Here is a 10,496-nt window from a genome sequence, read left to right as displayed (position 1 = left end):
CAGAACTAAATCCTTTGGATAAATTAATTGTCTAACTTTTGGGGGTCAGTACATTTTATAGGTTTTTTAAACATCCTGTTTAGAATGGTGATCAGCATCACTTAGCTGCTTTTTCTCTTTCTTCCTTATGAGCAATCAAGCCGTTGGTAAAAATCAATACTGCCAAGAGGAAGAGAAGCACTGTCGTTTGGGGGTAAGTCAGGCTAAACTGGTAGACTTTGGTAATAAACAAAAGGGGCAGAGTAACCACCATCATGATCAGAAAGCTATACCATTTGACTCGGTTACTGACCAGCTCCTGTTCGAAGAGCAGGGGAGCATAAAGACAGGCGATGAGAGCTCCGATAGGAATATCAACATAGTCAGCAGAAAAAATGGTGAAAATACTCAGAGCTGCAAAGAGCCATTTGAGTACATGACGAGAATAGTTGAGCCAATCCATTTTCATTGGATTATCCTCCTTGTTTAGATGATAGTTGGCAGGCAGGAGTTTCTGCCTGTCTTTTCCTTGTGGATTTCCACCTATATTATAACGCTTTAAAAGCAAAAAGCAAGCGGTTACATAAGTGTAGCAAAGCTTTTTCACTAGTTTGAATTATCAGACCTTTCAGTCATCCCTTTTTCTTTCAAAATAGAGACTTTTCCGGTATAATATTAGTCAAAGATAGTCAATGTTAGAGAAGCAAGGAAAGAAGAGATTTATTCTGAAATTCTCAACTGGAAAGGGAAGTCATGGGTGCAAAAAACACATCGGACAGTATTGAAGCATATATCAAGTCTATTCTGGCTCAGGCTGGGATGGTTGAACTGAAACGCAGTGAACTGGCTGATGTTTTTCAGGTGGTTCCCAGTCAGATTAACTATGTTATTAAGACGCGTTTCACGGAAAGTCGGGGCTATATCGTCGAGAGTAAGCGTGGTGGCGGCGGCTATATTCGAATTGGAAAGATTGAATTTTCCGACCAGCATCAGATGCTTTGCGGCCTGTACGACAGTGTGGGAGAGCGTGTCAGCCAGCAGGTTTTTACAGATGTTATTCAGCTTCTTTTTGACGAGAAGATTATGACTGAACGTGAGGGCAATCTAATCTTGTCAACAGCATCGGACTCGATTTTGGGTGATGAAGCTGCGGTGATTCGTGCCCGGATATTAAAAAAGATTTTACAACAACTAGACAGAAAAGGAATGGAATCATAAATGAAATACTCAAAAGCCTTAATAGAAAGCTTGGAAGCAGCCCAGCTCTTGGCCGGCCATTTTACGACAGATTATCTGGAATCATGGCATCTGCTGATTGCTTTGGCTAATAATCCCTACAGTGTTGCTGGTTCAGTTCTCAATGAATTTCCTGTGGAAGTTGATGGATTTGAAGAAGCAGCTTTTCAGATTACTGGTCAGGCTTATCAGAAAGACGGTCACTTCGAGCTGCTGCCTTTTTCTTATCGCTTAGAGGAGCTGTTTGAGGAGGCAGGACAGATTGCAGAAGCTGTTCGCGCTAAGCATGTAGGTACCGAACATGTGCTGCTGGCCATGCTATTTGACCGGGGGACCTTGGCCTCTCGTATTCTGGAATTTACCGGCTTTAGCTACGAGGATAAGGAGCAGGGGCCGAAAATCAGTGATTTGCGTAAGGTCTTGGAGCAGCGAGCTGGCTGGGGCAAGGAAGATATCAAGGCTATCCGCAGTCTGAATAAGGGCGTAATGGCTGCTAAGCAGACCATGGCTAATATGATGGGGATGCCGGCTTCTACCAGCGGGGGGCTGGAAGATTACACTCGTGATCTGACGGAGCTGGCTAGAGATGGCCGATTGGAGCCAGTCATTGGCCGCGATCAGGAAATTTCACGGATAGTTCAGATTCTCAGTCGCAAGACTAAAAACAATCCAGTGCTGGTTGGAGATGCTGGGGTTGGTAAGACTGCTCTAGCCTTGGGACTGGCTCAGCGTGTAGCGGCTGGTCAGGTTCCGGCTGAACTTGCCAAGATGCGGGTTTTGGAGCTGGACTTGATGAATGTAGTCGCTGGCACTCGCTTTCGCGGAGACTTTGAGGAGCGGATGAACAACATCATCAATGACATTGAAGAAGATGGTCATGTCATTCTCTTCATCGATGAGCTACATACTATCATGGGCTCTGGCAGCGGTATTGACTCGACCTTGGATGCGGCCAATATCCTGAAACCGGCTCTGGCTCGCGGAACATTGCGGACAGTTGGTGCTACAACGCAGGAAGAGTACCAGAAACATATTGAAAAAGATGCTGCTCTTTCTCGGCGTTTTGCCAAAGTCAGTATAGAAGAGCCGAATGTGGCTGACAGCATTGCTATTTTACAAGGTTTGAGAAAGAGCTATGAGGACCATCACAAGGTGCAGATCAGTGATCAGGCTATCGAGACAGCGGTCAAATACGCCCATCGCTATCTGACTAGCAAGCACCTGCCAGACTCTGCCATTGATCTTTTGGACGAGGCCAGTGCGACAGTGCAGAATAGAGGACCGCAGAATTATGAGCAGTCAGATTTGACGCCAGTGGATCAAGCCTTGATGGCAGCGGATTTCAAAAAAGTCTCAAAGTTGCTTGAGCAAGAGCAGCAGCCTAAGCTCTATAAACTGAAAGTGGAAGAAGACGATGTTTTGGCAACACTTAGTGGTTTGTCTGGTATTCCTGTGCAGAAGCTGACTCAGACAGATGCTAAGAAATATCTCAATTTGGAAACAGAACTGCATAAACGCGTGATTGGGCAGGATGAGGCGATTTCAGCTATCAGCCGAGCGATCCGACGGAATCAGTCGGGCATCCGCAGCAGCAAGCGGCCAATTGGCTCCTTTATGTTCCTAGGTCCGACAGGAGTCGGAAAGACAGAGCTAGCTAAGGCTTTGGCCGAAAGTCTCTTTGATGACGAATCTGCCCTCATCCGCTTTGATATGAGTGAGTACATGGAGAAATTCGCGGCTAGCCGCCTCAACGGAGCCCCTCCAGGTTATGTAGGCTATGAAGAGGGAGGAGAGCTGACGGAGAAGGTGCGCAACAGACCTTATTCTGTCCTGCTCTTTGACGAGGTGGAAAAGGCGCATCCGGATATTTTCAATGTTCTCCTGCAGGTCTTGGATGATGGTCAGCTGACTGACAGTAAGGGCCGCAAGGTGGACTTCTCCAACACAATTATTATCATGACCAGCAATCTGGGAGCAACCAGTTTGCGGGATGATAAGACGGTGGGCTTTGGTGCGCGTGACATTCGTTTGGACCACGCCAATATGGAAAAACGGATGCTGGAAGAACTCAAGAAAGCATATAGACCAGAGTTTATCAACCGTATAGATGAGAAGGTAGTCTTCCACAGCTTATCTGCAGAAGATATGCAGGAAGTGGTCAAGGTTATGGTCAAACCGCTCATTGCCAGTCTTGCTGAGAAGGGAATTGAGCTGAAGTTTCAGGCTAGTGCTCTTAAGCTGCTGGCTCAGGAAGGCTACGATGTGGAAATGGGTGCACGGCCATTGCGTCGCACTCTTCAGACCCAGGTGGAGGACAAGCTGTCTGAGCTGCTCCTGACAGGTGATTTGGCGGCTGGTCAAACACTTAAGGTCGGGGTTAAGACTGGCCAACTCAAGTTCGAAGTGGCTTAGAAAGCCAAGTCTGCAATGAAAATTTTCGCCTGCGATTAGCCCTTGATTAGATAGATACTCAACAGTTATTTCATCATTCAATGAAACTGGGAATTGAAGGATTGGAGGCTGATATGTCGTTTTTTAAAGATTTATTTGCAGGTAAGCGAGCCAGAGTGAAAAAACCAGAAGAGCGCAAAGCGGCTAGTATCCAGCGCTTGAAAAAGGAGGGGATTCCTTACCTTGAGCATTTGCCGGTCATCGAAAGTGCTGAGCAGGTACGGCCGCGCTCGCTAGAAGAAATTGCGCGTCGGGCTATTACCAGCCTCTTGATTATTCAGGCGGCCTTGGATATCGAAAATAATAATTATAATGAGGAGAGCCGCCAGTGGCTGCAGGATAAACTGCAGCAATACGGGGTGCAGGAAGAGCTGACGCCCAAAGAAAAGGAGGTCTTGGAAGATCGTGCCGACCCGGCAGCTATCATCAATATGGTTTGGAAATACGAGGCCTATTGGTCCCTGATTTGGTACTTAGGTCTAGTAGATACTTTGCCGTTTCCAGATAAGATTTGTGATTGTGATGCTGCTATTGATGCAGTCGCTAGTGCGGTTAACTTTCAGGAATTTCTGGGCAAATGCCAACCGCGCAGCTTAGAAGAGTTACTGGATGAAGATGATTTGATTTATCGTTATCACTGGGCCTGTGTTGATGCTCGGATTCATGACCAGCCAGAACCGGCAGGCCTTGATGAAAGTGTTGTTCTGGAGAGGCGGTCTGGCCTTGACTGGCTGTTGGGGCTGAATACGGCTCAAGACTGGGATGCTGTTGAGCTGCATACCTAGTCCAACTTCTCTTGATTCACTCAATTAGAAAAGGAGGTACCTTTGTCCGCTCGCAAAATGGCTAAAATTGCCATCCTATCGGCTCTATGTGTGGCCTTTCGCTATGCATTTTCCTTTTTGCCCAATGTGCAGCCTATCTCAGCTATCTTTTTCCTGATAGTTATCTTTGAGGATTTGCAGACCTCACTCCTAGTGATGGCTGTGACAATGTTTACATCAGCCTTTCTTTTGGGAATGAGTCCGATCGTCCTCTTTCAGTTGCTGTCCTTTGGACTGATTCTTTGCCTTTGGCGGCTGCTCTATTCTCGGTTAAATCTAGTGGGACAGGGAATAGCAGCAGCTCTCCTATCCTTTGGCTATGGCATTGCCATCGATACACTGACAGCCTTGCTTTACAACTATCACTGGTGGTCTTATGCGATTATCAATGCTTTGACTTTCAATATAGCGCACGGACTGTCGACCTTGTTTTTTTACCCACTCTTGTACCCTATTTTAAGGAGGCTCTATCATGAAAAAAATCTTTAGTTTGCTCACACTTGCTTTTGCCCTTCTCCTTGTTGGTTGCGGCAGCAGCCAGACAAATACTGACAAGAGCTCTAGCTCAGCTGATTCTTCTGTCAAAAAGGAACTGAAAATCAGCATCAGTATTGCGCCAGAAGGTCAGGAAAAGAGCGAGAAAACGGTGGCTGTCGAAGAAGGAAAGACAGCGATGGATGCTTTGAAAAAGGCCTATAAGGTCGAAGAAAAAGATGGTTTTATCACTTCTATTGACGGTCATGCTCAGGATGAAGCAAAGGGCCTCTACTGGATGTTTAAGGTCAACGGAGAAATGGCTCCTAAGGCAGCCAATCAAATCACTGTCAAGGATGGAGACAAGCTGGAATTCTACCAAGAAGTCTATCAGCAATAAATCTTTTATAAAAAGAATCTGATGCTTGGGCATTAGGTTCTTTTTTGTGCCCTTGATACAGTTTTAAAGTGCCTGAAAATATTTTTATAAAATTTTATAAAAAACTGTTTTTTCATTTTTAATTACGAATAGATAAGTAGGAGCGTGTTTCTCATGACAGAAGAAGGAGATTGAGAAACGGAACTTTACTTAAGTAAAAAATTTTTTTGAAAAATCTTGTATAAATGATTGACATAGTAAATTTCCGGTGTTACAATAATGTTACAAAAAGATTTCTAAATATTACAAGGAGACGAAAGATGAAAACACGTACTTATACAAAAATGATGGCAGCTGCAGTTCTGGCTTCTAGTTTTCTTTTAGGGGCATGTGGTAAGAAAGAAGAAAGTACAACAAGAGCTAGTTCTAGCAAGACTGTTCAGACTTCCTCTAGCTCAAAAGCTGCGTCATCCAGCAAGGCCAGCACTTCTCCTAAGGCTAGCAATAGCGCTTCTTCAGAAGGAGCAGTTGGCCAGCCTGGACAAGCCGAAATTCCTGCTAATCAGCAACAGTCTACTGTCGAAGCTCCTCAAGCCCAACAAACGCAACCGCAGCAAGCTTCAGGTCGACAAAATACTCAGTCTCAACCGGCTCAACCAGCCCAAGCACCGGAAAGCAATCGCCAGCTTCAAAATAAGCAGGCAGCTAGCAATGCTCGCTATAAAGGTGTCTTGACTATGGTGGATGGGGATTTCTCAGCGGCTGCTGGTACTTGGAAGGATGCCAATGGAAATACTGTGACTGTATCAGGTAATGGTCAATTCACAGTCCAGTCTGTAGATGGAAAGACTGATAATTATTCTATCGCTTCCTACTCCTATACGCTGGATGATGGGAAATACAATGCGCAGTTAAGCGGGCAAGGCAATGCCAATCTGCAGATTACAACAGGAGCAGATGGCTCAGTAACAAGCGTTGTGGTAACTCAACCTTAAACATAAGGAAAAAGGAAGTCCAATGGGCTTCCTTTCGTTTTTATTTTGGAATTTGCAGGAGTTCTTCGATTTCAGCCAGACTTTCAGCTTGCGAAATAGCACCGCGGAGCTTGGCTGCTCCGGCAGTACCGCGTAGATAATGCGGAGCTAGGCCCCGGAATTCGCGGATGGCTACATATTCTCCTTTGAGATTTACCAAGCGAGAAAGGTGATCGTGAGCGATTTTCATCTTGTCCTCGAAGCTGAGGTCTGGAAGAATTTCGCCGGTTTCAAAGTAGTGGTTGATTTGATTAAAGAGGTAGGGATTTCCCATAGCAGCCCGTCCTACCATGACGGCATCTGCTCCGACTTCTTCAATCCGATGTTTTGCGTCTTGGACGCTACGGATATCACCGTTAGCGATGAAAGGAATCTTAGTCAGAGCTTGGGCTACATCGTGCAGGGTCTCAAGGTCAGCATGACCAGTATACATTTGCTCACGGGTGCGGCCGTGCATAGCCAGGGCAGAGACGCCAGCTGCTTCAGCAGCCAGAGCGTTTTCTACAGCCAGTGAGCTGTCAGACCAGCCAGTCCGCATCTTGACTGTCAGGGGAATATCCAGAACGGATTGGACCTTGTTGATGATTTTATAGATTTTCTCAGGGTCCTTGAGCCATTTAGCCCCAGCTTCGTTTTTGACAATTTTATTGACCGGGCAGCCCATATTGATATCGACAATATCCGTTTTGGTGTTTTCTTGGATAAATTCCGCTGCGCGCGCCAAACTGTCCTCGTCGCTACCGAAAAGCTGGATAGAAACGGGATTTTCTCCCTCATCAATATGGAGCATGTGGAGGGTTTTTTCGTTGTTATACTGGATGCCCTTGTCAGAGACCATTTCCATGACGACCAAGCCTGCTCCTAACTCTTTGGCAATGGTTCGGAAAGCAGAGTTGGTTACGCCGGCCATAGGCGCCAGAACTGTGCGGTTGGGAATTTCAACATTCCCAATCATAAAAGGGGTATTAAGATTTGTCACGAATCAGTTCCTCCAGGTCGTTTTGGTCAAAGTGATAGGCTGTCTGGCAGAATTGGCAGACGATTTCAGCTCCTTGGTCTTGGTCACGCATCTCTTCTAAGTCAGCCTTTGGCAGAGTAGCCAAGGCATTCATGAAGCGCTCTTTGCTACAGTCGCACTGGAAGCGGATTTCCTCTTCAGATAGGCGTTTGTAAGGCTCATCACCATAGATGGCAGCCAGCAGAGCTTCGATGTGGTCATCGGATTCTAACAGCTTGGAAATAGCAGGCATTTCTTGGATTCGCTTCTCAAAGCGGGCAATTTCGGTTTCCTTGGCACCAGGCAGAACTTGGACCAAGAAACCACCGGCAACCTTGACTTTATCATTCTCATCCAAGAGGACATTGAGACCAACTGCGGAAGGTGTTTGCTGGCTTTCGGTCAGGTAGAAGGCTAGGTCTTCGCCGATTTCTCCAGAGATGAGAGGAGTCATGGAGTTGTAAGGATTGCCAGTACCATAGTCTGTGATGACGAGGAATTCTCCTTGGCCGACAAAAGGACCAACTAGAACCTCACCGGTGGCAGTCTTTTTGATATCTACACCGGGATTTTGCACATAGCCTTTGACATTGCCCTCGGTATCTGCCACTGTGATAATCGCGCCTAGTGAGCTGGTCCCAAGGACCTTGACGGTAATCTTGGTCTGGCCTTTTTCATTTGCAGCTAAAATTTGACTGGCAATCAGTGTGCGGCCAAGTGCAACGGTAGAGCTTGCTTGAGTTTGATGTTTTTCTTGAGCGGTCCGAACCGCCTCTGTGCTATCCAGCACATAAGCTCGGAAAGAACCATTTTCTGAGATAGTTTTGATAATTTTGTCCATACCTTTTATTTTAACACAAAATAGAAAAACAAGCGCGCGACTGCGCTTGTTTTTTGGGGTTAGGGAGAATTTTAAGACCAAAAATAGTATAATAAAACAAAAAGCAGAGGAGGCTAGCATGAACCAATCTTTGAAAGCGGCAGTCTATGGTTTGGCGGTGGCAGATGCTCTAGGTGTTCCGTATGAATTTTTAATTCGGGGCAGTTTTGAAGCGGTTGGTATGACAGGCTATGGCAGCCATCAGCAACCAGCTGGTACTTGGTCAGATGATACTAGCCTCGTTTTGGCGACCTGTGATTCTATCAGGGAAAAAGGTAAGATTGACCCTGCCGATATGCAGCAGCGGTTTAAAAATTGGCTCTTCGAGGGAGTTTACACACCAGATGGTTTGACTTTCGATGTAGGAAATGCGACTCGCGAAGCATTGACAAGGGGACACGGTTTATCTGATGAATATTCCAATGGAAATGGTTCTTTGATGCGCATTCTGCCCCTAGCCTTTACGGCAGCTGGTCCATCTGATATTGAGGCTGTTTCCAGTATTACACATGCCCATGCGACTTCCGTAGAGGCCTGCCAGCTTTATGTGGATATTGCTCGTAGGCTCTTAAAGGGTGAGCAACTATCGGAAATACTATCAGGCTTAGAGACTAGCAAGACCTATGCTCGGTTGCAAACTTTAGCAGAGCTGACCGAAGATGACATTCGCTCTAGTGGCTATGTGGTGGATACCTTGGAAGCAGCACTGTGGTGTCTGCTGACTAGCACTTCTTATGCGGAAACCGTCCTGAAAGCTGTTAATTTGGGCGATGACACTGATACAGTAGCAGCAGTTGCTGGCGGCCTGGCTGGTATCATCTATGGTTTGGAAGGGATTCCTGACAACTGGCTAGCCCAGCTGCGTAATAAAGAACTGCTGGAAAGCTGCTTGTTTTAAAGGGATAATCGGAAGACAGGACTGTATTGATCATTTAAAAAGTAAAACAGTAAAAGAGCCACCTAGGCTCTTTTACTTATTCTGTAGTTAATTCCTTCTGGGCTTCCTTGCCTTGGTCCAACAGGGCTTGGATAATCTTTTGATCACGCAGTTTGACAGAGTTGTTGATGGTCTCTGCAGACTGGATAACAGTGGCTTCTAGCAGAGCGCGTTTTTCCCGCCCTTTATCAATAGCTTCGATAATGCCTTGGTTTTGTGCGACGAGGCTTTCTGCCAGCTTAGTGACAGACTCAACAGCGATAGTAGGACTTTGGGAAATCCGCTCCAGCTGAGGAATGACTTCCTTGCTCGTTTCGGCGAGCATTTGCAGGGCAGCGTTATTCGCATTAGAGATGGCGTCAGCTACCTGACCAGACTTCATGGATTGCTGGAGAATGCCTAACTGGGCGATAGACAGCTTCATAGTTGGAATGGTATTGCGGCGGAGCATTCCAAGTTTTTGGCGCATATCAGAGGAAACCTTGACCAGATTACGCATTTGAGGCGTTGTAGCCCAAGCCACATAGAGACGGCTGACATATTCAGTGTGTTGCTGCTCTAGGGTATTGACCACCTCTGTCATACGAGCTAATTCTTGCGATTTGACTTGGTAGTCAACGGTTGTCATATCTAGCTGAGCAACTTCAGCCTGCAGCTTGAGCGCTCGATTGCCAGATTCTTGCTGAGCAGCTTCGATAAAGGAAATAACTCCGACTAGGTTTTCAATTGATTTGGTATTGTCCTCAATCAGCATTTCAGCAGAAACAATATTGCGAGCCAGAACATCTTCTTGTTTGACGACTGTTGCAGCCATGCCGTCCATTTTCTGCTCAATATTTTGTGAGTCAAAATAGAATTCTTGAAGAGTGTTTTTGCTCTGTTTGAAGAGCTTTTCCAGGAAATTAGGCTTCTTGTCCAGTTCTGCTACTTGAGCATCCTTGTATTTTGCTACAAAGCCATTGAGTTCCTTGTTGGTGTTTTTTAAGAGCTCATCTACCTGGGGAATCTGTAATTTTTTCTGTTCAGCTAAGATACGATTGACAGTACCGTTGACCTCTTCTACAGCAGACTGGCCAAAGTCCAGCAAGGCATTTTGGTCCGATACGAAATTATCCACCAGCTGCGGAGCTTTAGCCGTAATAGCACTCTGTTGCTCAGGAGTCAGTTTTTCCAGAAAAGTTAGCTGGCCATTTTCTTGAGTTGTATTGGCTTCGATGATTTCTGTTGTTTTGTCGCTTTTACTGATGGCATTGTTAGCAATTTTATCAATGTCAAAATTAAATTCTTGGCTCATAGTTTCTCCTT

11 protein-coding genes are annotated in these 10,496 nt (G+C 45.9%); 7 read left to right on the top strand and 4 right to left on the bottom strand.

Annotated features, from left to right (window positions below):
• Positions 1-97 precede the first annotated feature (97 nt).
• The gene (locus RWX26_RS10145) at positions 98-586 is read right to left on the bottom strand and encodes a hypothetical protein (RefSeq protein WP_002928237.1); all 489 of its coding nucleotides are present in this window, start codon (positions 584-586) and stop codon (positions 98-100) included.
• A 146-nt stretch (positions 587-732) separates the two neighbouring features.
• Here RWX26_RS10145 and RWX26_RS10140 point away from each other — a divergent pair, with 146 nt between their 5' ends.
• The 6 genes from RWX26_RS10140 (at position 733) to RWX26_RS10115 (ending at position 6,338) form a co-directional block, all read left to right on the top strand.
• Positions 733-1,197, top strand: a complete 465-nt coding sequence (locus RWX26_RS10140) for a CtsR family transcriptional regulator (RefSeq protein ID WP_002928235.1) — start codon at positions 733-735, stop codon at positions 1,195-1,197.
• On the top strand, positions 1,198-3,627 hold the full coding sequence (locus RWX26_RS10135; protein ID WP_002928234.1) for an ATP-dependent Clp protease ATP-binding subunit: 2,430 nt from the start codon (positions 1,198-1,200) through the stop codon (positions 3,625-3,627).
• A gap of 80 nt (positions 3,628-3,707) precedes the next feature.
• Positions 3,708-4,451, top strand: a complete 744-nt coding sequence (locus RWX26_RS10130; RefSeq protein WP_002928233.1) for a DUF4272 domain-containing protein — start codon at positions 3,708-3,710, stop codon at positions 4,449-4,451.
• Positions 4,452-4,493: 42 nt separating this feature from the next.
• The gene (locus RWX26_RS10125; protein WP_002928232.1) at positions 4,494-4,979 is read left to right on the top strand and encodes a hypothetical protein; all 486 of its coding nucleotides are present in this window, start codon (positions 4,494-4,496) and stop codon (positions 4,977-4,979) included.
• Positions 4,963-5,364 carry a DUF4430 domain-containing protein gene (locus RWX26_RS10120; RefSeq protein ID WP_002911498.1) on the top strand — a complete coding sequence of 134 codons (402 nt, stop codon included), beginning with the start codon at positions 4,963-4,965 and terminating at the stop codon, positions 5,362-5,364. The genes RWX26_RS10125 and RWX26_RS10120 overlap by 17 nt, the downstream gene beginning before the upstream one ends.
• A 224-nt stretch (positions 5,365-5,588) precedes the next feature.
• On the top strand, positions 5,589-6,338 hold the full coding sequence (locus RWX26_RS10115) for a DUF6287 domain-containing protein (RefSeq protein WP_002928231.1): 750 nt from the start codon (positions 5,589-5,591) through the stop codon (positions 6,336-6,338).
• Between the two features lie 40 nt (positions 6,339-6,378).
• On the opposite strand, the gene dusB is transcribed toward RWX26_RS10115, so the two are convergent.
• Both dusB and hslO read right to left on the bottom strand, forming a co-directional pair.
• Positions 6,379-7,356, bottom strand: a complete 978-nt coding sequence (gene dusB / locus RWX26_RS10110) for a tRNA dihydrouridine synthase DusB (protein ID WP_002928230.1) — start codon at positions 7,354-7,356, stop codon at positions 6,379-6,381.
• A complete protein-coding gene (gene hslO / locus RWX26_RS10105; protein ID WP_032906204.1) occupies positions 7,343-8,215 on the bottom strand; it encodes an Hsp33 family molecular chaperone HslO in 873 nt (290 codons plus the stop codon). Before hslO ends, dusB begins: the two co-directional genes overlap by 14 nt.
• 118 nt (positions 8,216-8,333) lie before the next feature.
• Here hslO and RWX26_RS10100 point away from each other — a divergent pair, with 118 nt between their 5' ends.
• Positions 8,334-9,152, top strand: a complete 819-nt coding sequence (locus RWX26_RS10100; protein WP_314581420.1) for an ADP-ribosylglycohydrolase family protein — start codon at positions 8,334-8,336, stop codon at positions 9,150-9,152.
• A 76-nt stretch (positions 9,153-9,228) separates the two neighbouring features.
• Here the strand turns inward: RWX26_RS10100 and RWX26_RS10095 are convergent, their stop codons facing one another.
• Positions 9,229-10,485 carry a toxic anion resistance protein gene (locus RWX26_RS10095; protein ID WP_002907849.1) on the bottom strand — a complete coding sequence of 419 codons (1,257 nt, stop codon included), beginning with the start codon at positions 10,483-10,485 and terminating at the stop codon, positions 9,229-9,231.
• Positions 10,486-10,496 lie beyond the last annotated feature (11 nt).

The sequence above is a fragment of the uncultured Streptococcus sp. genome (assembly GCF_963536705.1).
Lineage (GTDB): Bacteria > Bacillota > Bacilli > Lactobacillales > Streptococcaceae > Streptococcus.
The sequence above is the reverse complement of the archived record's forward strand: the minus strand, read 5'-3'. Positions and strand labels throughout refer to the sequence as shown.

Bases quoted from the DNA above. Each gene is read 5' to 3' on its own strand.
- RWX26_RS10140 (WP_002928235.1), top strand. From the start codon at position 733: ATGGGTGCAAAAAACACATCGGACAGTATTGAAGCATATATCAAGTCT.
- RWX26_RS10135 (WP_002928234.1), top strand. From the start codon at position 1,198: ATGAAATACTCAAAAGCCTTAATAGAAAGCTTGGAAGCAGCCCAGCTC.
- RWX26_RS10130 (WP_002928233.1), top strand. From the start codon at position 3,708: ATGAAACTGGGAATTGAAGGATTGGAGGCTGATATGTCGTTTTTTAAA.
- RWX26_RS10120 (WP_002911498.1), top strand. From the start codon at position 4,963: ATGAAAAAAATCTTTAGTTTGCTCACACTTGCTTTTGCCCTTCTCCTT.
- RWX26_RS10115 (WP_002928231.1), top strand. From the start codon at position 5,589: ATGATTGACATAGTAAATTTCCGGTGTTACAATAATGTTACAAAAAGA.
- hslO (WP_032906204.1), bottom strand. From the start codon at position 8,215: ATGGACAAAATTATCAAAACTATCTCAGAAAATGGTTCTTTCCGAGCT.
- RWX26_RS10100 (WP_314581420.1), top strand. From the start codon at position 8,334: ATGAACCAATCTTTGAAAGCGGCAGTCTATGGTTTGGCGGTGGCAGAT.
- RWX26_RS10095 (WP_002907849.1), bottom strand. From the start codon at position 10,485: ATGAGCCAAGAATTTAATTTTGACATTGATAAAATTGCTAACAATGCC.